The following is a 21,914-nucleotide window of genomic DNA, read 5'->3' on the forward strand; positions in this document are numbered from 1 at the left end:
TGATGACACGGATTCGTCGCTGGGCCGTCCGCCTCGTCCTTGCCGCGGGCGCGCTCGTGTTGCTCGTCGGCGGGCTGGTCGCGCTGAACGGCCTCGTCCTCGCCGACCGGCAGGCGCCGCGGATGCGCCACTACGCCGACGTGGCAGTCACCCCGTCGGCGTCCGCGCCGGGGGAGTTGACGGTCGTGGCGTACAACGTGGCGAAGGGCTTCGCGCATCGCGGCGGGCTGCGGTTCGACAGCCGCACCGCCGTCGAGGCGCGCGTCTCGAAGATGGCCGCGGTCGTGCGGGCCGAGAAGCCCGATCTGCTGTTCCTGTCCGAGGCGCTGACCGAGCTGGCGCCGTGCCCGGTGGATCAGGTCGAGCGGTTCGCGCGGGAGTGCGGGCTGCCGCACGTCGCCACCGGCGAGAACTACAACCTCGGCGTCCCCGGCCTCCGCGTCGTCGGCGGCAACGCCATCCTGTCGCGGCTGCCGCTGACACCGGTCGCGAACATCGACCTGGCCGGGCGCCAGCCCTTTTGGGTGACGAAGAACAACCGCCGCGCCCTGTTCGCGTCGGCCGAGATCGGCGGGAAGCCGGTGCTGCTCGGGGCGCTGCACAACGACTCGTTCGACATGCGGAACAACGCCGCGCAGGCGCGGCAGTTATTGGAGTTCATCGGCGACCGGTCCTGCGTGCTGGCGGGTGACTTCAACAACCGGCCGGGCGAAGAGTCGATCCGCCTGGTCCGCGACAGCGGCCGGTTCAGCGGCGCATTCGACGGCCCGCCGACGTACTTCGAGGGGAAGCGGGCCGAGCGGCTCGACTACGTTTTCGCCCCCGCCGCGTGGGAGCTGCTTGAATCCCGTGTCGTCCCCGATGACACATCGGACCACCGCCCGCTGGTGTGCCGCTTCCGGGTCCGGTGACACCTCACCCCGCCGAGGGCAGCCCCGGCAGGCCGTCGATACTGGTGCGGTTCTTCTTCGCCCGGTAGTCGCTCAACGCCTCGGGGCTCTTCTTCTCGCACCACTCGGTCAGCTGCGGGCGGTCGCCGGCGTACTCGTAGCGCGGCACCGCGTAGCCGCACGAGATGGCGATCCGCTCCACCTCCAGCACCACCACCGACCGCACCCCCGGCAGCTCGGGGAAGTGCGGCGCGAGTTCCGCCCACGCGGCGTCGGTCGGCTCCACGGCGCGGCCGCGGCCGTACAGCCGGAGGATGCGCGGCCGGCCCTCGAATGCACAGAACATCACCGTCAGCCGGCCGTTCTCCCGGAGGTGGGCGATCGTTTCGACACCGCTGCCGGTCAGGTCGAGGTACGCCACCGTCGTCGGGCCGAGCACGCGGAACGTGTCCAGCCCCTTCGGCGACAGGTTGACGTGGCCGTCGGCCGCCAGCGGGGCCGTCGCCACGAAGAACACGTGCTGCCGCGAAATGAACCGCCTCAGGTCGTCGTCGAGCCCCTCAAATACCTTCCCCACGCGGCCCCCTTTCACGCCCCAAAGCACAATGAAATTCACGCAAGTCGGCCGGCCGGCGGCGTTGCAACGGCGGAAGGGACGGACGAAACAACGAACCCCGCGAGGAGCCGAGTCATGTTCCGCAAGCTGATCCTGGCCGCCGTCGTCACCACCGCCACGGCCGCCGCCGCCGACGCCCAGCCGCTCCCCTACGGCCCCTACGGCCCCGGCCGGCACGAGCCCCACGGCCCCCGCTACCCGCAGCGCGACCGCCACGACTACGAGGTGCTGGTCCGCCACCACGGCCACTGGGACCGCTACCGCGTGTTCGACGACCTGTACGAGGCGCGCCGGGCGGTGTACTGGCTCGAACGCACCGGCCGCGACGCCCGCATCGAGGTCGTTCACCGGCACTGGTGAGGGCTCGAACCCCGCGGCCCGAGTCGTATTCTAACCCGGTTCGCCCTCTCCGTTCGTGGTCGCCGGGGGTTCAGATGGCCGAGATTCGTGGGTTCCGCGGGTTCCGCTACGACCTGGGCACGGTCGGGTCGCTCTCCGACGTGGTGGCCCCGCCCTACGACGTGATCGGCCCGGAGCTGCAACAGAAGCTCTACGACCTGAGCCCGCACAACGCCATCCGCCTGGAACTGACGAAGGACGAGCCCGGCGACGACGAGAGCGAGAACAAGTACACCCGCGCCGGCCAGACGCTCCGCAACTGGATCGCCGAGGACGCCCTGCGGCAGGACACGGCCCGGTCGCTGTACGTGTACGAGCAGGAGTTCGAGGCCGAGGGGAAGACGTACACCCGCCGCGGCTTCTTCGCCCGCGTCCGCCTCGAACCGTTCGGCACGGGTCGCATCTTCCCGCACGAACAGACGATGAGCGGCCCGAAGGCCGACCGGCTGAAGCTGTACCAGGCGACGGGGTTCAACCTGTCGCCGGTGTTCGGCCTGTACCCCGACCCGGAGATCGAAGTCTTCCGGGTGCTGGAGCCGTTCACGCGGAAGGGGCCGCCGCTGGTGGCGAAGGACCACCTGGGCGTGACGAGCCGGCTGTGGGTGATTACCGACACGCAGGCGATCAGCGCCGTCATCGGCCTGATGGGGCCGAAGCCGGTGTTCATCGCCGACGGCCACCACCGCTACGAGACGGGCCTGAAGTACGCCGAGGAGCAGGGCGCGACCGACCCCGAGGCGCCGGCGAACTACTGCCTGATGATGCTGGTGAGCATGGGCGACCCCGGCCTCATCATCCTGCCGACGCACCGGCTCGTGAGCGGGCTTCCCGCGGTCACGGCGGCGCAGGTGGAGGCTGCGCTGGGCGAGCACTTCGAGGTAGTCGGCCGGTTCGACAACGCCGAGGAGTGCTGGGAGCACCTGGAGATGGACGGCGGCCAGGACGTACTCGGGTTCGGGACCGTGGCCGACGGGAAGTGGTTCGCCGCGAAGCTGCGCGACCCCGCGGTGATGGCCGGGCTGGCGCCGGAGCAGTCGGCCGAGTGGCAGGGGCTCGGCGTCAGCATCCTGCACAAGCTGGTGCTGGAGAAGCAACTCGCGGCGCTCGGCACGCCGTCGCTGACGTTCGTCCACCTCGTGAAGGAGGTGACGGACGCGGTCGCGGCAAAGGCGTGTCAGCTGGCCGTGCTGGTGCCGCCGGCGACCATGGAACACGTCGAGGAGATCGCCGGTAACCGCGAGAAGATGCCGCAGAAGTCGACGTACTTCTACCCGAAGCTGCTGACGGGGCTCGTGTTCAATTCGCTGAAGAAGGACTGATAGGATTCGCCGCTAGCGGCTTCGCGGCGTGGGCGCCGCCAAGCCGCAAGCGGCGGAACTATGACACCCACCACCGCCACGCGGCGCCCAGTAACAACTTCACCTTCTCGCCCTTCCCCACCTCGGGCCGCCGCGCCCACACGTCGTACCCCTGCCGCTCGACGGCCCGCAGGATCGCCCGGCCGCCGGCGATGAACAGGTCGATGTCCACCCGCGCCTCGCGCGGCAGCAGCGGCAGCAGCTTCGCGCCGCGGTCGAAGTAGCCGCGGGCGCGCTCGACCTCGAAGCGCATCAGATCGCGGAACGCCGGCGTACACCGCCTGGCATCCAACTCGTCGTCGGCGTACCCGAGGCGGGCGCGGTCCTCGGCCGGCAGGTAGACGCGACCGATGGCGAAGTCGCGGGCCACGTCCTGCCAGAAGTTGGCGAGCTGCAGGCCGGTACACACCTCGTCGGACAGCGCCGCCCGCTCGGGACTGAAGCAGCCGAACAGGTACAGCACCAGCCGGCCGACGGGGTCGGCGGAGCGGCGGCAGTAGTCACGCAGTTGCGCGAAGGTGTCGTACCGCTTGATGATCTGGTCCTGCTCGAAGGCAGAGAGCAAATCCAGGAACGGCTCCGCGGGGATGTCGAAGCGGCGGATGGTTTCGCGGAGAGCGACCATCACGGGGTGCGTGGGCGTGCCACGATAGCAGGTGAGGAGTTCGCAGCGCCACCACGCGAGGAGGTCGAGCGCGACCTGGCCGCCGCTGGTTTCGTCGGCGAGATCGTCGGACCAGCGGCAGTAGGCGTAGACGGCGTGGAAGTGCCGCACGAGCCGCCGCGGCAGCAGCGCCGACACGACGGTGAAGTTCTCGTAGTGCGACCGGGCGACGTGAGCGCAGTAGGCGCGGGCCTGCGCCAAAGTCGGCGAGCGGCCCGCGCCAGCGGGCTGTTTCTGAGCGCCGCTGTCGCTCTCAGGAACAGCCCGCTGACGCGGGCCGCTCGCCGGCCCCCACCGCGCCAGCTCCCGCGCGAAGTCCCAGCTCACTTCTTCGGTTCCAGGATGCGGAGTTGCGTCGTCAGTGAGAACGGCTGCCCGTCCAACTCGTATTCGGCCTCGACGAACCCGGCCTTCAACGATCCCGACTCCGGGACCGCGAACGTCGCCTCGCCCTTGGTCCAGATCATGCCGGCGGGCGGAGCGGACTCCCAGCGGGCCTTGCGGAAGTCCCTGGTCGGGGCGGTCGCACCCCAGAGCCGCACGCCCTTCATCTTCGTGTCCGACTCGAACCCGACGGCGAGTGTGGTGGCGGCTGGCGCGACCTCCTTCCACGTCAGAGCCGGCATCGCCTTGCCAAACACCTTGGCCTTGGTGAACGCCGACAGCGCGTTCACCGCCCGCTGCGGCAGCAGCTCCTTCCTGCCGTCCTTGTCCGTCTCGCGCAGGTCGTGGCCGGCGTTCGGGACGTACAGCAGGTACTTCTCGCCCTGCAGGTCGTCCCAGTAGGTATTGAGCGCGTCCAGCGGCCAGTACGGATCGTTCGTGCCGTTGATGATGAGCTTCGGCACCCGCACCCGGCTGCGGTACACCCACGGGTCCACCATCTGCCACAGCTGCGTCGCCTCCGGCGTGTTGGGGATCGGGATCAGGCCGCGGTTGGTGTAGTCCTTCACCATCTCGCTCGGTCGGCCGAACGCCGCAAGCTGGTTCCGCACCTGCACCGGGAAGTTCAGCGTGTCGATCACCAGCGGGGCGATCGCCTTCACCCGCGGGTCGCCGGTCGCGGCCGTCAGCCAGCTCGTCCAGCCCCGCTTGCTCGCGCCGGTCACCACGAACCCGGTCAGCTCGACGCCCAGGTGCTCCCGCGCGAACGCCTGCAGCGCGTCCATCGCGCGGATCACCGACTTCACCATCGGGAACAGCAGCGGCCAGGTGGCGTCCTTCGTGTCGAGGTAGCGGACGAACGTTTCGGCGATGAGCGCGTCCTCGGTCTTGCCCCCGAACAGCGGCTGGTTCGGCACGCCGAACAGGAACGCCACCGGCGCCCCGACGCGCTTCGCCATTTCCAGCCCGAGGAGCGCCGAGGTGGGGCCGGGGCGGCCGCCCTGGTTCCACAGCATCATCGACTTCTGCGGGTTCATCCCGGCCGGGACAATCACCTGCAGCTTGTGCTCCCACTTGATGTCGTGCCACGTCTGCGACACGAGGTCGATCGTGTACACGGTGCCGGCGTCGGTGACGGTCTTGTCGGCGAGCTTCCACGCGAACGACTTGTCCTCGCGGCTCACGTAGTCGGTGAGCGCCGCCGGCGGGGCGGGCGGCTCGGCCTTCGGCTGCGCCGGCGCCGGGGCCAGTGCGAGTGCCGCGAGGAGGAGCGCGATGAGGGCGCGGGTCACGTTCACGTCGAGGCTCCGGGAGTAGGAGACAGCAGCCGGGTGAAGAACCGCCCGGCCTCGGCGGCGATCTCGTCCTTGTACGCGGTCAGGCGGTGGTCGCCGTCCTTGAACAGTCGCACCTCCACGGCCGAACCGGCCGCGTCGCGGAGGAAGTCGAGACTGCCAGCGTAGGGCACCGTGTCGTCGGCGACGCCGTGGAACACGAGCGCCGGCGCCCGCCACCGCCTGGCCAGGTCGGCGGGGCGGAAGCGGTCGCGCTCCTCGGCCAGGGCGTAGCCGATCTCGGTGTCGATCCACTTGTTCTTGATCCGCAGCCGGCCGGTCCGCTTCCAGTCGTCGCGTTCGGCCTTCGTCAGCCGGTCCCACCGGCTCGGGACGAAGCCGAACGCCGGCGCCAGCAGCACGCAGCCGACTACCGAGTTCGGGTTGTCGAGTGCCCACCACGCCGACGCGAACCCGCCCATGCTCGACCCCACGAGGCCGAGCCGCGTGTGCCCCCTACCCGCGAGGAACTCCGCGGCCGCGTCCAGGTCGGCGAGCAGCCCGGTTGCCGTCAGTTCCAGTACGGCGCCGGACGAGGCGCCGTGGGCGCGGAAGTCGAAGGCGGCGAACGCCCAGCCGCGGCGGGCGCACTCGTCGCGCACGGCCGCGGCCTTCTCGCCGCCGCGGTGGCTGCCGAACCCGTGGACCCACAGCACGGCGAAGTCGGCGGGGCCGGCGTGGCACGGCAGGTAGTCGCCGACCAGCTCCCCGCCGCCGGGCAGTGGGAGGGTCACAGATTGCAGATTCGTGTTGGCGTCGCCCATTCCCGGAGTGTATACATGAGAAAAGAATGGGAGCGGGCGGTTTCATTTCACCCGTCCGCCACCCGCCGGGGCTCGCAACCCGGAAGCTCGCGGTCGCCCTGTCACGAGGATAAGCCTTACACCCGTTTCCGGGTAGTCGCCGCGTTCGTCGAAAGCCCTGTCCTTCTCTCCACGAAGGGGCTCGCATGTCTCCACACGCACGGTCCGGCCCGCGCCGCGGGTTCACGCTCATCGAGTTGCTGGTCGTTATCGCCATCATCGCCATCCTGATCGGCCTGCTGCTGCCGGCCGTGCAGAAGGTCCGTGAGGCCGCCGCCCGCGCCAAGTGCGCGAACAACCTGAAGCAGATCGGTATCGCCCTGCACGCGCACCACGACACGAAGGGGACGTTCCCCCCGGGCGGGATGCAGACCGGCAACAACGGCACCGCCTGCTACACCAACTGGGCCATCGAGGCGCTGCCGTTCATGGAGCAGCAGGCACTCTACACCCGGTACAACCAACTCCGCGTCAACACCGACACCGCGAACTACAACGCGCTCGCCAACACCCGGGTGGCCACCTACGAGTGCCCGTCGGACCTGCTGGCCGGCCGGTCGGCCGCCCCGGCGAGCGGGCCGGACACGTCGCGGCAGTGGGCGCACGGGAGCTACCGCGCCGTGTCCGGGAAGGTGCAGTACGCGGTGTCGTGGGGGTGCTGGGACACGTTCGAGCCGAACAACTGGCCGGGCGCGAAGTTCGACCGGGCCTACGCCGGCGTCCTGCACGGCACCGGCGCCGCATACAACGGCGTGCCGGCGCAGAGCGGCGGCGCGGCGGGCGGCGTGGCCGCGCAGATGGGCGGCCCCGAGCGGATGGCGTCCGTCATCGACGGCACCAGCAACACGCTCCTGGTCGGCGAGTGCACCTTCGCCGACGTGCCCCGGCGGGCGACGTTCTGGGCGTACACCTACGCCTCGTACAACCAGTCGAGCATCGGGCCGCAGAGCTTCCACCTGATGAACCGGTACGGGAACGGCACCGCCGGCAGCGGGTGCTACACGCCGACGACCATGTACGGCGACCAGATGTGCAAGCGGAACTTCAGCAGCAACCACACCAACGTCATCAACTTCTGCATGGCCGACGGGTCGGTGCGGGTCATCAACACCAGCGTGGACATGACGCTGCTCGGCAACGCCGCCACCTTCTCCGGCGGCGAGGTGGCCGTCCCGTGAACCACCCCCTCCTCTCCCGGACGGCCGTGCCGCTCGCCCTGGCCGCGCTCCTCGCCGCAGCCGGGTGCGGCGGCGACGGGCCGAAGTTGGCCCCCGTCTCCGGCTTCGTCAAAGTCGACGACCAGCCGTACCCGAACGCCGTCGTGTCGTTCCAGCCGGTCGGCACGAAGGAGAACCCGTCGCCGGGCCGCGGGTCGAGCGCCGTCACCGACTCGAACGGCCACTACACGCTATACGTGGACACCGGCGAGCGCGGGGCCGTGGTGGGCAAGCACAAGGTCCGCATCCAGACGAAGCGCGACGACCCCGCGGCCTTCTACGACCCGACCGTCGGCTCGGACGACCGCGGCGCCGCGCCGGTCCCGAAGAAGGGCGGCAAGGTGGACCCGATCCCGGCCGAGTGGTACTCGGACAAGGGCGGCAAGGACTACGACGTGCCCGCCGGCGGCACCGAGCAGGCCAACTTCGACATCACCTCGATCCACGCCGCGCAGAAGAAGTGAGACGGCACGAGGCCCGGGGCGACTGCCCCGGGCTTCCGCGCGCCCCGCGCGTGGACTTGAATTCGCCGCCGGCGCGGTTTATCGTTCAGGTGGCGACGGCAACGCGAACCGACCGATCCCGAAGCCAGGACCGGCCTCTTCCGACCGCCCCTCCCGACAACCCGGCCCCACCCCCGCCCGGGGGCCACGACGACGACGACAACCGGAGACCGCGGCATCCGCTGGACCCCGCTGCTGCGCGACCTGATCCGCAAGGCCCGGGAGCTGACCGCGGACCCGCCCGCACCGCCGACCCCGGCGGCCGCCGCCCCGACGACCTACGAGCCGCTGGCGAAGGTGGTGCTGACCGACGAGGTGAACCGCACCCTGTTCGGCGAGTACGCTGCCCACCGCGCCGGCGACCGCGGCGACGAGGAGATCGGCTGGGTGCTGCTGGGCGTGCGCGGCCCCGACACCGCCACCGTGCTCGCCACCCTGCCGGCCGGCACCGAGCGCGACGCCGGCGAGGCGCACGTAAAGTTCAACAGCGCGGCGCAGGCGGTCGCCAGCCGGGCGGTGCGGCAGAAGGACCGACGCCTGGCGCTGCTCGGCGTGGTTCACACGCACCCGGGCAGCCTGCGGCACCCGAGCCGCGGCGACTTCCAGGGCGACCGCGACTGGGTGCGGCAGTTACGCGGCGGTGAGGGCGTGTTCGCCATCGGCACGGCGGATGCAGACCAGAACGCGGACGGCACGACAGTGGGCTGTCACCCGACGCCGAACACGCAGTGCCTCGGCGGCCTCCGCTTCAGCTGGTACACCCTGGCGGCGGACGCGAAGAAGTACCAGGACGCGGCGCTGGAACTGGTGATCGGCCCCGACCTGGCCCGCGACCTCCGCCCGGTGTGGCCGCAGTTCGAGGCACACGCCGCCCGGCTCGACCGACTGGCTCAACAGCAGAGCCGGGTGCGGTTCGAGGTGGTGGAAGGGAAGTACGGGCCGGCCCTCGCCGTGGTGGTGGGGCTGGCCGAGCCGGGGCACGGCGTCCGCGTGGTGCTGGACGGCCCCGAAGCGCGGTACGTGTACGAGGCCGGGGAGTCGGCCTTCCAGGTCGATCCCGAGGCGTCCGCCCCGGACGAGGGCGTGTACCGCATCCTGGCCGAGTTGGCCGCCCGCGGCTGACGCCGCAGCGAAACACGGCGCGACCTCTCCCGCGCCGCCCGCACGATGGTTCCACCCGAATCGTCGTTCCGTTCCCGTCGCCCGTGTCAGGAGGCCACTCTCATGGACTTCCGTCCGCTGAACGAGGTCGAACGCCGTCAACTCGTCACCGCCCTGCGGGGCAACGCCGACCGCGGCCTGTCGCTGCTCATGGACCGCCGCGACACCAGCTTCATGGGCGCCGCCGACGAGGTGCCCGACGAGGAGGTCATTGCCGCGATCAAGTCCGTCCCGTGCCACTACTAGCGCGTCCTTCGTCATCCGTCATTCGTCCTTCGGGTACGACCCAGGCCGAATGACGAATGACGAATGACGAATGACGACATGGGCCTGTTGGATACCGAGTTCGGCAAGCGCCGCCTGCTGACGGTCGAGGTGCCGGCGGTGGAGGCGTACAACTGCGGCCGCGACGCCGGGTTCGGCATCGCGCTGAACCGCGTCGGCGGCGCGCTGGTGCTCGGCTACCAGCTGAAGCCGTGTCACAACGTGTACCGGCTGGAGACGCGGCTCCTCTCCAGCTACCCGACGGTGCCGCCCGAGACGCGGGTGTTGACGCCGCTGAAGCACTGCCCGCACCTGCTCGAAGGCCAGACGCTGTGCCTGTGGCGGCAGGGGAGCACGCGGGCGGCGAGCCGCTGGGATCCGGCGCAGTTCACGTGCGTGTTCGCGGTGCAGGCGGCGTGGCGGTGGCTGGCGTGCTACGAGGTGTGGCACGAGACCGGCGAGTGGCCGCTGCCGGAAGCCAAGTAGCAGACGGGCCACGGATCGACCCATGCACGTCTTCCAGGTCGGCGCCGGCAGCGGCGGCATTGTCGTCCTCGACCTCGTGGCCCGCGACCCGCGAGTCACCCGCCTCACCCTCGTCGAGCCGGACACCTACAAGCCGCACAACGTCTACCGCCATGTGCTCCCGCCCGCGGCCGTCGGCCGGTTGAAGGCCGAGCTGGCCGCCGAGTGGGTCCGCGAGCGCCGGCCCGACGTGACGGTCGACGCCGTCGTCGCCGACCTGACCGACCCGACCCGCGCCGACGACTTCCACCGGTTCGCAGAGGCGTGTGACGTCGGCGTGTGCGCCGTGGACAACGAGCCGGCGAAGTTCGCGTTCGACGCCTTGATGCGCGCCGCCGGCAAGCCCTGGACGCTCGGGGAAGTCCTGAGCGGCGGCATCGGCGGCTGGGTTCACCGATTCGCGCCCGGCGGCGCCTGCTACGGCTGCGTCGCCGCCCACCTCCGGCGCAGCGTGACGGAAGAAGCCCCGGCCCCCGCGCCCGACTACTCCGACCCCGGCGGCGCCGCTCAGGAAACGACCGTGCCCGCGAGCCGGGCGAGCATCGCAGTCATCGCGTCGCTGCACGCCACACTCACACTCGACGTGCTCGGCGGCACGCCGCCGCCCGACTTCACCAGCCTGCTGTTCACCCTGGCGGCGGTGCCGGGGGTGTTCGACGCGGCGTACCGGCCGTACCGGTTCGCCATCCAAAAGGCGGCCGCGTGCCTGGTGTGCGCGGCCCGACCCGCCCCGGCCGGGGAGGAGCTCGATGTGGCCCTGGATGAAGCGCTGGCTCGACTGGGTGACAACTGACGTGCTCCCCCTCTCCCGCTCCCGCCCGCACGGGCAGGCCGTCCACACCCGGTACGAAAAGGCCGGGCTGGCTCTCTACGACTTGCCGGTGCCGTGGAACGCGGACGCCGTCGTGGTCGAGGTGCTGCTGAAGCTGCCGCCCGCGGCGCGCAAGAAGGGTGATTTCACTCTTCGTTTGCCAGGCCGCGAGCCCGTGCCGGCGGAGTCACTTCGCCCCGAGGCCGATAGCCGCCACCGCCTCCTGTTCCGCCTCCCCGTGCCGGCTTCCACCACCGACGGCGAACTGCTGTGGAAGTCGAAGCACCTGTCGCGGGTGAGCGTGCCGGTGCTCACGGTCGGGGAGTTCCTCACCGGGTTGCGGCTGACGCTGCCGACGGTCGCGGTACGCCTCGGCGCGCAGACCGTCGCGGCGCAGACGTTCGTGGCGTCGCAGTGCCGCGGGCTGACGGCCACGTGCGTGTTGCGGGGCGCGACGCCACTGGCACCCGTCGGCGACCTGGGGCTGACGGCCGTGTTCCGCAGCGAGCGCGCGGGCACCACTTACGAGGTGCCGGTGACGCTGAGCAGCAGCCAGCTGGCGGCGCGGGAGGCGTTGCTCACGGCGGCCTGTCCCAAGGTGCCGCGGCGGGTCGGGCGGTGGGCGGTGTCGTGGGTGATCGGCGGGCGCGAGATGTGCGTGCAGCGGGTGGAGGCGATTCCGGCGCGGCGGTTCGAGGCGTCGCTGCGGGTGGCCGACACGCGGTTCGTGGCCGCCGACAAGGCCGGCGCGGTGCGTGTGCTGCGGCAGCCGCCGGCGACGGGCGAGGCGGCGCGCGTGGGGCCGTGCTTCCTGGTGGCGAGTTCCGAGCCGGGGATGGCAGGAGTGTGCCGGCTCCAAATTCACGCGGCGACGCCGGGGGAGCGCCGGCCGCCGCTGCTGATGGAGCAAGACGTGCTCGTCACCGACGGCCCGACCGTGTTCGCCCCGGGCCTCCTCGACGCGGCCGAGACGCCGACCGTCGGCGGGTTCGAGTTGCGGCACAAGGGGCGGGTGCTGGGGTCGGCGTCGCTGCGGCCGGTGCCGAGCGCGGCGCTGACGGCCGAGGGCGGGTTCAAGCCGCCGCCCGACTTCGCGTGGACGCCGACCGCCGACGACGAATTGGCCGAGCGGCTGAGCCGATTGATGGGCGGCGGCTCCTGATCCGCTGCTTGCGGCGTCACTTGTTGCTGGTGGCCCGCGTCGGGTTGTGGAACCGCTCCGCGGCCGGCGTCAGCCGAAGTGCCAGCACCAGCATAAAAATGAAGAACGCCACCCCGAACACGCTCAGGCCGATCACCACGGCCTTGCCCGACACCCGATTCGGCGCCTGATTCTCGGTCACGCGAACCCCTCCGCCCGCAGGTCTTCGACCGCCGCCTCGAACGCCGCGAGGGTGTGGTCGGTCACGTCCTCGGTGTGGGCGCTGCTCGTCATCGCGGCGGTGCCCCACCAGTCCACGCCGTTCAGCAGCATCGCCTGCCGCAGGGCGTTCGACTGCTTCGCGTTCTTCGGCCCGTCCAGCTTCTCCAGGTCGCCGTCGTAGGGGATCAGGCCGTCGTTCACGCCCGCGTCGGTGGCCGGGCGCGGGCCGTGGTAGTCGAACACGACGCGGACCATCGAGAAGTCGCCGTAGGCGACCATCGGCCAGCCGTGCGACTCGAACAGCTCGTTCAACCCGTTCCGCAACCGGACCGCGGCCGCGTTCGCCAGCCGGCCGGGCTCGCCGGTGGCGACGCGGGTGAGCATGGCGACCCCGGCCGCGGCCGACAGCGGGTTCGCGTTGTACGTGCCGGGGTGCTTCATCTTCGGCTTGCCGGGCCGCGGCTCGATGTAGGCCAGGATGTCGGCACGGCCCGCGAGGCAGCCGCCGGGGAGGCCGCCCGCCAGGATCTTCGCCATCGACGTGAGGTCGGGCGTGACGCCGTAGAAGCCCTGCGCCCCCCCGGGGGCCACGCGGAAGCCGGTAATCACCTCGTCGAAGATGAGCACGCGGCCGAGGCGGGTGCAGATGTCGCGCAGCCCCTTCAGGAAATCGCCGCGGATCGGCACGGCGCCCCAGTGGCCGCCGGTCGGTTCCAGGATCACGGCGCCGATGCCGTCGTCGGCCTTCAGCGCCGCCTCGACGCGGTTCAGGTCGTTCGGCGGGACGGCTACGCAGAGCGCGGCCACGCCTTCGGGCACGCCCGGCGCCGCGGCGCCGTCGTAGGGCGGGTCGGAGCCGACGGTCACAGTGTCGTGCCAGCCGTGGAAGTGGCCGAGGAATTTGAGGAACTTCGGCCGCCCGGTGAACAGCCGCGAGAGCCGCAGGGCCATGAGCGTGGCCTCGGTGCCGCTGCCGGTGAACCGCACCCGCTCCGCCGACGGCACCAGCTGCTGCACGAGCCGGCCCCACGCGATTTCCAGGTCGTGACACGAGCCGTGGTGCGTCCCCTTCGCCATCTGTGTTTGCACGGCCGCGACCACGTCCGGCGGCGAGTGGCCGAGCAACAACGACCCGTGGCCGACGAAGTAGTCGGTGAGCTTGTGGCCGTCCACGTCCCACTTGTGCGCCCCCGCGGCGTGGGTGACGTAGACGGGGAACGGGTCCATCATCCGCGTGTCGTGGGTGACGCCGCAGGGGAAGATGCCCTTCGCCTGCTCGAAACGGGCCTTCGAGCCGGGGAACTCGGCGGTGTACCGGTCGACGAGCGGGCGGACGGCCGCGGCGGGCATCGGTGGAACTCCGGGTGGGTGCGGTTGGTGTACGGATTCCCCTTTCCGGTGCCGCTCCCGATGGGGTATCACGGAGCGTCGCCCCGCCAGGAACAGCCCATGCGCGGAACCCGAGCCGCCGCCCTCGCCCTGCTGCTGATCGCCGCCGAGCCCGCCGCCGCGTGTACGTTCTGCGACGGCGGCTTCCGCGGCCGCCAGACGCTCCGCCTCCACCACGCCGGCGCCAAGGCCGTACTCGCCGGCCAGCTGCGGAACCCGCGCGTCGATGCCAACGCCCCCGGCGGCGGCACCACCGAGTTCCACGTTACCGTGGTACTGAAGGACGACCCCGCCCGCGGCGGCCGCGCCGTGCTGACGCTCCCGAAGTACCTGCCGGTCATCGGCGACACCCCGCCCGACTACCTGATCTACTGCGACGTGGTGAACGGCACGCTCGACCCGACGTTCGGCCTGTCGGCGCCAGCTGCGGTGGTCGAGTACGCCCGCGCGGCCGCCGCCGCGACCGACGCCGACCCGGCGAAGCAGCTCGGCTTCTTCTTCCGCCGCCTGGACCACGCTCAGCCCGTGGTCGCGGCCGACGCCTTCCTCGAATTCGCCAAGGCGGCCGACGCCGACATCCTGAAGGCCGCCCCCGCCTTCGACCGCGCCAAGCTGCGAACGCTGATCGCGGCACCCGCAACGCCGACGGAGCGGCTTGGCGTGTTCGCCTTCCTCCTCGGCAGCTGCGGCGCCGCCGACGACGCGGCGTTCCTCGCCGCTCTGCTGACCGCGAACCCGCCGGCGGAGCGCACGTCGGCCGCGTTCGGCGGGCTGCTCGCGGGGTACATCCTGCTGAAACCGCAGGACGGCTGGGCCTTCGCCGCGACGGTGCTCGCCGACGAGCGCCGCGGCTACGGCGACCGCCTCTCGGCGGTGAACACCGTCCGCTTCTTCCAGGCCACCCGCCCTGCGGAGAGCAAGCCGAACGTCCTCCGCTGCTGCGCCGCACTGCTGCCCTGCGGCGACCTCGCGGACCAGGCCGTCGAAGACCTGCGCCGCTGGGGCTACTGGGAGCTCACCGCCGACGTGCTGGCCCAGTTCCCGAAGCCGACGCACGCCGCGCCGATCGTCCGCCGGGCCATCGTCCGCTATGCTCTCACGTGTCCGAACGACGACGCCCGCCGGTTCGTCGCGGCCCTGCGGCAGAGTGACCCGCGGCTCGTCGCCGACGTGGAAGAAATGCTCCGCCGGTTCGACCGCGTCCCCGTCCCAAAGAACTGAATGATCCCCACCACGCCGATCGAACGGGTTCCCGCCACGCCGACGGGCGTCGTCGCCGACTGGCTCGTCGCCGGCGTCTGGGAGGGTGAGAAGCCGCCTACCGACCTCGACGCCGCGACCGGCAGCCTGCTGTCGTGGCTCACCACCGCCGGCGACCTGACCGGGAAGCCGCTCGAACTCGTGCCGCTGCTGAAGCCCGCCGGGCTGACGGCGCAACGGCTCATGCTCGTCGGCCTGGGCAAGCGTGCGGACGCGACGCGCCTCCGCTTCCACGAGGCGGGTGCCGCCGCGGCGCGGGCCATCACCGGGAAGCCGGTGGCGACGCTCGCCGCGGCCGCGCCCGGTCACGGCGGCGGCCTGAGCGACGCCGACGCGCTGCACGCCTTCGCCGTGGGCATCACTCAAGGCTTCGTCGGCCCCGGCCTCCGCAAGGCAACACCGACGCGGCACGCGCCCAACCACTTCGTCCTCGCCCTGCCCGCCGACTGCGGCTTCAACCCCACGCCGGTCGTGGCCCGCGTCGCCGCCGAGGCCCGCGGGCTGTGGCTGGCCCGGGAACTGGTGAACTCGCCGCCGTCGGAGCTGTTCCCCGAGTCGTTCGCCGCCGTCGCCGCCGAGCACGCCACGGCCGTGGGTGTGGAAGCCGAAATCTGGGACGAATCGCGGCTCGAAGCGGAGCGGATGGGCGCCCTGCTCGCCGTCGCGCGCGGCTCCGACAAGCCGCCGCGGCTCGTGATCCTGCGCTACGCCGGCAACCCCGGCGGGCCGACGCTCGCTCTCGTCGGCAAGGGCGTGACGTTCGACAGCGGCGGGCTGTCGCTGAAGGCGACGGACCAGATGGTGGACATGAAGTGCGACATGGCCGGCGCCGCGGCCGTGGTCGGCGGCGTGTGCGCGGCGGCGGAACTCAAACTGCCGGTGAACCTGCTCGGCGTGCTGGCGCTGGTCGAGAACATGCCGTCGGGCAAGGCGATGAAGCTCGGCGACGTGCTGACGACGCGGCTCGGCAAGACCATCGAGGTGCTGAACACCGACGCCGAGGGGCGGCTCATCCTCGCCGACGCGCTCGCCTTCGCGGCCGAGCAGAAGCCCGCGGCGATGGTCGACTTCGCCACGCTGACCGGGGCGTGCATGATCGCCCTGGGGCCGCACGTGTCCGGGCTGATGACGAACAACGACCCGTGGGGCGACCGCGTGCTCGCGGCCGCCGGCCGCGCCGGCGAGCGGGCGTGGAAGCTGCCGATGGACGCGCACTACGACGACATGATCCGCAGCAAGGTCGCCGACATGCGGAACACCGGCGGCAGCCGCTACGGCGGCGCGATCACCGCGGCGAAGCTGCTGCAACAGTTCGTCGGCGACGTGCCGTGGGCTCACCTCGACATCGCCGGCCCGGCGTGGTCCGAGGGGGAGTCGGCTGCCGCGGACGCCGGCGGCACGGGGTGCATGGTGCGGACGATCGTGGAGTTGGCGCGCGGCGGTGTGTCGTAGACTGACCGCGATGGCGCACACGTCTCCCACGCTGCTCGCCCGCCTCCGCGACCCGGCCGACGCCGACGCCTGGGCCACGCTCCTCGGCGTCTACGGGCCGCTCCTCCGCGGCTGGGCCGAGCGCCTCGGCGCCCGCGGGCCCGATGCCGACGACCTCGTTCAAGACGTGCTCGCCGTCGTCGTGCGGCGCTTCCCCGAGTTCGTGCACCCGGAGCGGCCCGGCGCCTTCCGCGGCTGGCTCCGGGCCATCGTTGCCAACTGCGCCCGCGACTTCTGGCGCGCCCGCCGCCGCGCCCCCGTTGCGGCGGGCGGCACCGACTTCGGCGAGTACCTGAAGCGCCTCGAAGACCCCGCCGACCCGCTGGCAAGCGATTGGGACCGCGAGCACGACCGCGCCGTCACGCGGCACCTGCTCGACCGCATCCGCGGCGACTTCGCCCCAGAGACGTGGGAGCTGTTCCGCCGCGTCGTGATCGACGGGCAGAGCGCGGACGAGGCCGCGGGCGCCGCGGGGACGACGCCGAACGCGGTGTACATCGCCAAGAGCCGGGTGCTGGCGCGGCTGCGCGCGGAGGCGGCGGGAATCGTGGGGTGAAATGAGCACCGCCGCTTGCGGCGTAGCGAGGGGGTCAGCCTCGCTGCGTCGCAAGCGGCGGATCAAACCTGCCGCTCAACTCAGTACATGTCGTCGTAGCCGCCGCCGGCGGCGCCGCCCTTCTTGCCGTGGTCGTCCTTCTGCTCCTCGGCGATCATCGCGTCCGAGGTCAGCAGCAGCGTCGCCACGCTCGCGGCGTTCTGCAGGGCGCTGCGGACCACCTTCGTCGGGTCGATGATCCCCTTCTCGACCATGTTGCAGTACTCGCTGGCGCGGGCGTCGTACCCGTAGTTCTTGTCCTTGTTGGCGAGCACGTCCTTCGCCACCACGTTGCCGTCGCCGCCGGCGTTCTCCACGATCTGCTTGATCGGGGCGCGGCAGGCGCGGACGATGATGTTGTACCCGATCTTCTCGTCGTCCGTCAGCGTGTCCGGGGCGGTCAAGCCGTTCGACGACCGCAGCAGCGCCGTGCCGCCGCCGGGCAGGATGCCCTCCTGGTGCGCGGCCTTGGTCGCGTGCATCGCGTCCTCGACGCGCATCTTCTTCTCCTTCACCTCGCTCTCGGTCGCCCCGCCGACGTTGATCTTGGCGACGCCGCCCGACAGCTTGGCGATCCGCTCGCTCAGCTTCTCCTTGTCGTAGTCGCTGGTGCTCTTGTCCAGCTCCTTCTGGATGCTGGCGATGCGGGCGGTGATGTCGGCCTTCTTCCCGGCCCCCTCGATCACCGTCGTGTTGTCCTTGTCCACCTTGATCTTCTTGGCCCGGCCCAGCTGGTTCAGCGTCACCGTCTCCAGCTTGACGCCCAGGTCCTCGAAGATGGCCTCGCCGCCGGTGAGGATGGCGATGTCCTGGAGCATGGCCTTGCGGCGGTCGCCGTAGCCGGGGGCCTTCACGGCGCACACCTTGAAGGCGCCGTTCGAGCGGATGACGTTGACCACCAGCGTGGCCAGCGCCTCGCCCTCGACCTCCTCGGCGATGATGAGCAGCGGCTTGTTCTGCTGCAGCACCTTCTCCAGCACCGGCACCAGGTCGCGGTTGGCGCTGATCTTCTTCTCGTACACGAGGACGTAGGCGTCCTCCAGCTCGGCCTCCATCGTCTCGGGGTTGTTGACGAAGTACGGCGACAGGTAGCCGCGGTCGAACTGCATCCCCTCGACGAAGTCGTGGCCCGTCTCCATCGTCTTGGCTTCTTCGACGGTGATGACGCCGTCCTTGCCGACCTTGTCCATCGCCTCGGCGATGATGCTGCCGATCACGGTGTCGCCGTTGGCCGCGACCGTCGCGACGTTCTGCAGGTCGGCCTTCCCCTTGACCGGGATGCTGAGCCCCTTCAGCTTGGCGACGATGTCCTCGACGGCCTTCTCCATGCCGCGCTTCATCAGCATCGGGTTGGTGCCGGCGACGACGGCCTTGAGGCCCTCGTTGAAGATGGCCTCGGCCAGGACCGTCGCGGTGGTGGTGCCGTCGCCGGCCACGTCGGAGGTCTTGCTGGCGACCTCCTTCACCATCATGGCGCCCATGTTCTCGTAGTGGTCGGGCAGCTGGATCTCCTTGGCGACGGTGACGCCGTCCTTGGTGACCGTGGGGCTGCCGAACGACTTCTGGATGATGACGTTGCGGCCCTTCGGCCCGAGGGTCACCTTGACCGCCTTGGCGAGCTTGCCGATGCCGCGCCGCATGGCCTCGCGGGCTTCCTGGTCGAACGCGATCTGCTTGGCTGCCATGGTTCGTTTACCTTCGGGGTGGGGTGTCAGGTGTTTTGGGGTGCGGAGCCGCTCAGCCTTCGATGACGCACAGGACGTCGCCCTCGTGCATCACGAGGATCTCGCCGTCGCGGCCGCGGTCCTTGAACTCGTCGCCGGCCCAGGACGTGAACAGCACCTTGTCGCCGGCCTTCAGCTGCATCGGGGCGCGGGTGCCGTCCGGTTTCACCCGGCCGGGGCCCACGGCGACCACCTCGCCCTTCTGCGGCTTGTTCTGGGCGGTGTCCGGCAGGATGATCCCGCCGCTGGTCTTGGCCTCGGCCGCCTCGCGGCGGACGATGATACGGTCACCGATCGGCTTGAGCCCCATCGCGGTCGTCTCCGGGAGCGGCGTCAGTCTGCGTGCCCCGCCCCCACAGCAAAGGCCGTGCCCGGCCGATGACGACGACGAAAGTTGTTCATCCGAAGGGATTTGCGATGCGGCCGGCGTGCCGAGGGGAAGTGCATTCTGCCAAGATTGCGCGGCGAGCGAAGGAGCCGCCTGCCGGAATGACACCGGTGTCGCGGGGCCGGTTTCCAACTGGCCGCGCGGGTACGGCCGGTTCGTGACCGGCCCCGCGACGACCTCAGCCCCCGAACACGCGGCGGAGCCACCCGCCGCGACCGCCCGCCGCGGCGGGGTCGAGCAGGCGGGTAATCGCCTCCAGCGACTCGGGGCTGTCGAGCACCCGCCGCCCGCCCCACGCCTCGACCAGCCGCGGGTAGTCGGCGGCGAACCGGTCCGTCGTCTCGGCCACCCACCGCGCCTGCCGCACGCGGACCGCCGCCATCCACCGCCACACGAGGGCGAACACGGCGACCCCGACCGCGACCGCGACCGCGCCGGCGAAGCCGTGGTTCAGGTGCCACATCTCGCCCAGTAGCCCGTAGGCGGCCGCCCCGCTCGGGCCGACGGTGAACATCCACAGAAACACCTGGGCGACCCACGTCCCGTCGTGGTTGTCCTTCGCCGACTTGCGAGTATTCCGCACCTCGGCCAGTCGGCCGAGCAGCAGCGTCTTGGAGGTCGCGTCCGCGGCCACGTCGGCGGCGGACAGGCCGGCCGTCGTGGAGGGCGGCGGCGCGGGCGGCGGGTCGAGTTCGGCGCGGAGGCGGCGGACGGTCGGCGCGTGCCGCAGCGCCGCCTTCCCGCCCCAGTCGGCGACCTCGGCGGGGAAGTCGGTCGCCACCTCGTCCACCAGTGCCTCGGCCTTCTTCCGAAGGTCGTCGGCCACGCCACGGACCCCCGACCGGATGACGTACACGTAGCCGGCCCACACGACCACCGCCAAGAGGCCGAAGAGGACGCTGAACCAGGTCAGCACTGGCATGTCGATGACGACCGGGATGACGGCGATCGGGGCGGCGAACAGCAGGCCCCAGCGGGCGGTGGACCCGAACGTCCACTTCGCCATGTCGTTCAATTCTTCGTAGGCGGCCGTCAGCCGGGCGAGCGCCGCGGACAACCCGCGGCGGCGGCCGTCGGTCAGCGGCGACGGCGTGACCTGCGCGGCGTTCGTGATCGTAGGAACGGTGGATTGGACCGCCACGAGCGGCGGCGGCTCGACGGGAGTGGAGGCGTTCCCGGCCGCCCCGCGCAGCAGAGGCAGCAGCTCGCCGGCGTCCTTCGGCCGCTCGTCCATCCAGCCCACGCAGCGCTCGATGAGCGCGACGTGCTCCGCCGGCACGCCGTATCGCACCGTCAGTTCTTTCGCCCAGCCGTGCGGCAGCTCGCGGGACACGTCGCCGACAAGGAGTTGGAACCACATCACGCCGAGGGCGTACAGGTCGTGCCGCGGGTCGGGCGCGGCGCCGCGGCGCTGCTCCGGCGACATGTACAACGGCGTGCCGGCCCCGCGGAACAAGCTCGCCTGGTCGGCGAGGCTGAGGAAGTCGATGGTGCTGGCCCCGATCCGGCTACGCACCGCCGCCGCGGCCGCCGCGATACCACCGATGCCGAAGTCGCCGAGCCGGAGTTGGGCGTCCGCGGTGACTAACACGTTGGCCGGCTTCATGTCGCGGTGAACGAGCCCGGCCGCGTGCGCGAACGCCAGCCCTTCCGTAATCTGCGTCACCCAGCCGAACACCTCCGCGGCCCCCGGCGCCCGGCCGAGCGCCGCCACCCGCGCGGCCAGCAACTTCGTCAGGTCGCCGCCGTCGACGAACTCGTAGACGAGGTACGGGGTCGCGTGGTCGAGGTCGTAGCCGTATAGCCGCACGACGTGAGCCGAGCCGCGGCCGCCGGCGCGCATTAGGCGTTCGAGGTTGCTCCGCTCCCGGTGCAGCGCCGGCAGCAGCGTCTTGTCCAGGCAGAACTTGATCGCCAGCGGCAGGTGCTGGAGCGACGGCGACTCCGCCCGATACACCGCCCCGAAGCCGCCGGCACCCAGGAGCTCGCGGAGGCGGTACGGGGTGCCGCTCAGTGGCGCGTCGGCCGGGTACGGCGGCACGTCTTCGGGCAGCAGTTGCAACAGCGAACGCGGGTCGTCCCACAGCACAGTCGGCGGCACGGAGCGGGTGCCGGCCGCGTCCGGCACGAGCGCCCGATCCACGGCCGGCGGGATCGCGGTCAGGAACTCGACGGCCCGCTCCACGTCCTCGGGGGCGGCATCGGGGGCGAGTTCCAGGAAGATGCTCTTGGCTTCCGCCCGGACCTCCGTCGGCGAGGCCGCCGCGAGTTCGGCCACGGCCGCCTTCGCCTGCTCCGGGTGTTCGGCGAACCACGCCTGCCAGCGGGCGACGATGCCGCGGCCGAACAGGTTAATGGCCCGCTCCACGGCGTGCCCGACGGCGACTCCGGCCATACCCCCGACCGGCCCCGCGGCGGCGACTCCGGCGCAGCCGGCGAGCACCGGCAGCACGCCCTCGGCGGCCAACACCAGCAGGACGGGCGGCTTGCGGTCGAGCTCGGACACGGGTCGGCCTCCCGGGCGGACGGGATACCGGGGATTCGCCCGCGGCGGCAGAAGATTGGGCGGAAACGACACCGCCCGGGGTGCGGGGACACCACCGGGCGGCCGGGAGACCGCCCCACGCGGGTGGTTGCGATCTGTTAACACTTTAGACCACGATTGTGATCGGAGCAATAATCGGCGTCCAGAATTCGTGTCAGGATCGTAACAACTACGGCCCGCCGGGCGGCACGCGGTAGAATGGCGGGGTCACCTCCCGAACCCGGAGCGTT

Annotated in this window: 22 protein-coding genes; 13 read left to right on the forward strand and 9 right to left on the reverse strand. The window is 71.3% G+C overall.

The window, feature by feature from the left end; genetic code table 11:
• The first annotated feature begins 2 nt into the window (after positions 1–2).
• Positions 3–911, forward strand: coding sequence for an endonuclease/exonuclease/phosphatase family protein (locus tag ETAA1_RS23190; protein WP_202920354.1), 909 nt, complete (start codon positions 3–5; stop codon positions 909–911).
• Positions 912–915: 4 nt separating this feature from the next.
• Here ETAA1_RS23190 and ETAA1_RS23195 read toward each other — a convergent pair whose 3' ends face one another.
• Positions 916–1,467, reverse strand: a complete 552-nt coding sequence (locus tag ETAA1_RS23195; RefSeq protein ID WP_145242743.1) for a pyridoxamine 5'-phosphate oxidase family protein — start codon at positions 1,465–1,467, stop codon at positions 916–918.
• A gap of 114 nt (positions 1,468–1,581) precedes the next feature.
• On the opposite strand from ETAA1_RS23195, the gene ETAA1_RS23200 reads away from it, so the two are divergent.
• Entirely contained in the window at positions 1,582–1,866 is a 285-nt protein-coding gene (locus tag ETAA1_RS23200; protein ID WP_145242745.1) for a hypothetical protein, read from the forward strand.
• 74 nt (positions 1,867–1,940) lie between these two features.
• The gene (locus ETAA1_RS23205; RefSeq protein ID WP_145242747.1) at positions 1,941–3,224 is read left to right on the forward strand and encodes a DUF1015 domain-containing protein; all 1,284 of its coding nucleotides are present in this window, start codon (positions 1,941–1,943) and stop codon (positions 3,222–3,224) included.
• A gap of 58 nt (positions 3,225–3,282) precedes the next feature.
• Here the strand turns inward: ETAA1_RS23205 and hpnC are convergent, their stop codons facing one another.
• The 3 genes from hpnC to ETAA1_RS23220 are packed head-to-tail and all read right to left on the reverse strand — an operon-like array spanning position 3,283 to position 6,379.
• Positions 3,283–4,254, reverse strand: a complete 972-nt coding sequence (gene hpnC, locus ETAA1_RS23210; RefSeq protein WP_145242749.1) for a squalene synthase HpnC — start codon at positions 4,252–4,254, stop codon at positions 3,283–3,285.
• Entirely contained in the window at positions 4,251–5,609 is a 1,359-nt protein-coding gene (locus ETAA1_RS23215; RefSeq protein ID WP_238389287.1) for a PhoPQ-activated pathogenicity-related family protein, read from the reverse strand. The genes hpnC and ETAA1_RS23215 overlap by 4 nt, the downstream gene beginning before the upstream one ends.
• Positions 5,606–6,379 carry an alpha/beta hydrolase gene (locus ETAA1_RS23220; protein WP_202920355.1) on the reverse strand — a complete coding sequence of 258 codons (774 nt, stop codon included), beginning with the start codon at positions 6,377–6,379 and terminating at the stop codon, positions 5,606–5,608. Before ETAA1_RS23220 ends, ETAA1_RS23215 begins: the two co-directional genes overlap by 4 nt.
• Positions 6,380–6,594: 215 nt before the next feature.
• Between ETAA1_RS23220 and ETAA1_RS23225 the strand changes: the two genes are divergently transcribed.
• The 7 genes from ETAA1_RS23225 to ETAA1_RS23255 all read left to right on the forward strand — a co-directional run bounded on the left by ETAA1_RS23225 (position 6,595) and on the right by ETAA1_RS23255 (position 12,091).
• A complete protein-coding gene (locus ETAA1_RS23225; protein WP_145242753.1) occupies positions 6,595–7,626 on the forward strand; it encodes a DUF1559 domain-containing protein in 1,032 nt (343 codons plus the stop codon).
• On the forward strand, positions 7,623–8,129 hold the full coding sequence (locus tag ETAA1_RS23230; protein ID WP_145242755.1) for a carboxypeptidase regulatory-like domain-containing protein: 507 nt from the start codon (positions 7,623–7,625) through the stop codon (positions 8,127–8,129). The genes ETAA1_RS23225 and ETAA1_RS23230 overlap by 4 nt, the downstream gene beginning before the upstream one ends.
• A gap of 336 nt (positions 8,130–8,465) precedes the next feature.
• Complete coding sequence (locus ETAA1_RS23235; protein ID WP_202920356.1) at positions 8,466–9,290, forward strand: Mov34/MPN/PAD-1 family protein; 825 nt, start codon at positions 8,466–8,468, stop codon at positions 9,288–9,290.
• Positions 9,291–9,392: 102 nt separating this feature from the next.
• On the forward strand, positions 9,393–9,575 hold the full coding sequence (locus ETAA1_RS23240) for a hypothetical protein (RefSeq protein WP_145242759.1): 183 nt from the start codon (positions 9,393–9,395) through the stop codon (positions 9,573–9,575).
• A gap of 63 nt (positions 9,576–9,638) precedes the next feature.
• Positions 9,639–10,079 carry a hypothetical protein gene (locus ETAA1_RS23245; protein WP_238389288.1) on the forward strand — a complete coding sequence of 147 codons (441 nt, stop codon included), beginning with the start codon at positions 9,639–9,641 and terminating at the stop codon, positions 10,077–10,079.
• Between the two features lie 22 nt (positions 10,080–10,101).
• Entirely contained in the window at positions 10,102–10,911 is an 810-nt protein-coding gene (locus ETAA1_RS23250) for a HesA/MoeB/ThiF family protein (RefSeq protein ID WP_145242761.1), read from the forward strand.
• Positions 10,868–12,091 (forward strand): hypothetical protein, encoded by a 1,224-nt coding sequence (locus ETAA1_RS23255; protein WP_145242763.1) that lies wholly within the window; start codon positions 10,868–10,870, stop codon positions 12,089–12,091. The genes ETAA1_RS23250 and ETAA1_RS23255 overlap by 44 nt, the downstream gene beginning before the upstream one ends.
• A gap of 16 nt (positions 12,092–12,107) precedes the next feature.
• On the opposite strand, the gene ETAA1_RS32320 is transcribed toward ETAA1_RS23255, so the two are convergent.
• Positions 12,108–12,272, reverse strand: coding sequence for a hypothetical protein (locus ETAA1_RS32320; protein WP_202920357.1), 165 nt, complete (start codon positions 12,270–12,272; stop codon positions 12,108–12,110).
• On the reverse strand, positions 12,269–13,642 hold the full coding sequence (locus tag ETAA1_RS23260) for an aspartate aminotransferase family protein (RefSeq protein WP_145242765.1): 1,374 nt from the start codon (positions 13,640–13,642) through the stop codon (positions 12,269–12,271). The genes ETAA1_RS32320 and ETAA1_RS23260 overlap by 4 nt, the downstream gene beginning before the upstream one ends.
• A gap of 99 nt (positions 13,643–13,741) precedes the next feature.
• Here ETAA1_RS23260 and ETAA1_RS23265 point away from each other — a divergent pair, with 99 nt between their 5' ends.
• From ETAA1_RS23265 to ETAA1_RS23275, 3 genes are read left to right on the forward strand one after another with little or no spacing between them, the layout of a single operon-like run.
• On the forward strand, positions 13,742–14,902 hold the full coding sequence (locus ETAA1_RS23265; RefSeq protein WP_145242767.1) for a hypothetical protein: 1,161 nt from the start codon (positions 13,742–13,744) through the stop codon (positions 14,900–14,902).
• A complete protein-coding gene (locus tag ETAA1_RS23270) occupies positions 14,903–16,393 on the forward strand; it encodes a leucyl aminopeptidase (RefSeq protein ID WP_145242769.1) in 1,491 nt (496 codons plus the stop codon).
• Between the two features lie 10 nt (positions 16,394–16,403).
• On the forward strand, positions 16,404–16,988 hold the full coding sequence (locus tag ETAA1_RS23275; RefSeq protein WP_145242771.1) for an RNA polymerase sigma factor: 585 nt from the start codon (positions 16,404–16,406) through the stop codon (positions 16,986–16,988).
• Between the two features lie 80 nt (positions 16,989–17,068).
• Here the strand turns inward: ETAA1_RS23275 and groL are convergent, their stop codons facing one another.
• The 3 genes from groL to ETAA1_RS23290 form a co-directional block, all read right to left on the reverse strand.
• Positions 17,069–18,712 carry a chaperonin GroEL gene (gene groL, locus ETAA1_RS23280; protein ID WP_145242772.1) on the reverse strand — a complete coding sequence of 548 codons (1,644 nt, stop codon included), beginning with the start codon at positions 18,710–18,712 and terminating at the stop codon, positions 17,069–17,071.
• 52 nt (positions 18,713–18,764) lie between these two features.
• Positions 18,765–19,061, reverse strand: a complete 297-nt coding sequence (locus ETAA1_RS23285) for a co-chaperone GroES (RefSeq protein WP_145242774.1) — start codon at positions 19,059–19,061, stop codon at positions 18,765–18,767.
• Between the two features lie 256 nt (positions 19,062–19,317).
• The gene (locus tag ETAA1_RS23290) at positions 19,318–21,645 is read right to left on the reverse strand and encodes a serine/threonine-protein kinase (RefSeq protein WP_145242777.1); all 2,328 of its coding nucleotides are present in this window, start codon (positions 21,643–21,645) and stop codon (positions 19,318–19,320) included.
• Between the last annotated feature and the right edge of the window lie 269 nt (positions 21,646–21,914).

This window comes from Urbifossiella limnaea, assembly GCF_007747215.1.
Lineage (GTDB): Bacteria > Planctomycetota > Planctomycetia > Gemmatales > Gemmataceae > Urbifossiella > Urbifossiella limnaea.

Excerpts from the sequence above, each read along its gene's own strand:
- ETAA1_RS23190 (WP_202920354.1), top strand. The coding sequence starts at position 3 with ATGACACGGATTCGTCGCTGGGCCGTCCGCCTCGTCCTTGCCGCGGGC.
- ETAA1_RS23200 (WP_145242745.1), top strand. The coding sequence starts at position 1,582 with ATGTTCCGCAAGCTGATCCTGGCCGCCGTCGTCACCACCGCCACGGCC.
- ETAA1_RS23205 (WP_145242747.1), top strand. The coding sequence starts at position 1,941 with ATGGCCGAGATTCGTGGGTTCCGCGGGTTCCGCTACGACCTGGGCACG.
- ETAA1_RS23225 (WP_145242753.1), top strand. The coding sequence starts at position 6,595 with ATGTCTCCACACGCACGGTCCGGCCCGCGCCGCGGGTTCACGCTCATC.
- ETAA1_RS23240 (WP_145242759.1), top strand. The coding sequence starts at position 9,393 with ATGGACTTCCGTCCGCTGAACGAGGTCGAACGCCGTCAACTCGTCACC.
- ETAA1_RS23245 (WP_238389288.1), top strand. The coding sequence starts at position 9,639 with ATGACGAATGACGACATGGGCCTGTTGGATACCGAGTTCGGCAAGCGC.
- ETAA1_RS23250 (WP_145242761.1), top strand. The coding sequence starts at position 10,102 with ATGCACGTCTTCCAGGTCGGCGCCGGCAGCGGCGGCATTGTCGTCCTC.
- ETAA1_RS23255 (WP_145242763.1), top strand. The coding sequence starts at position 10,868 with ATGTGGCCCTGGATGAAGCGCTGGCTCGACTGGGTGACAACTGACGTG.
- ETAA1_RS23260 (WP_145242765.1), bottom strand. The coding sequence starts at position 13,642 with ATGCCCGCCGCGGCCGTCCGCCCGCTCGTCGACCGGTACACCGCCGAG.
- ETAA1_RS23265 (WP_145242767.1), top strand. The coding sequence starts at position 13,742 with ATGCGCGGAACCCGAGCCGCCGCCCTCGCCCTGCTGCTGATCGCCGCC.
- ETAA1_RS23270 (WP_145242769.1), top strand. The coding sequence starts at position 14,903 with ATGATCCCCACCACGCCGATCGAACGGGTTCCCGCCACGCCGACGGGC.
- ETAA1_RS23275 (WP_145242771.1), top strand. The coding sequence starts at position 16,404 with ATGGCGCACACGTCTCCCACGCTGCTCGCCCGCCTCCGCGACCCGGCC.
- groL (WP_145242772.1), bottom strand. The coding sequence starts at position 18,712 with ATGGCAGCCAAGCAGATCGCGTTCGACCAGGAAGCCCGCGAGGCCATG.
- ETAA1_RS23285 (WP_145242774.1), bottom strand. The coding sequence starts at position 19,061 with ATGGGGCTCAAGCCGATCGGTGACCGTATCATCGTCCGCCGCGAGGCG.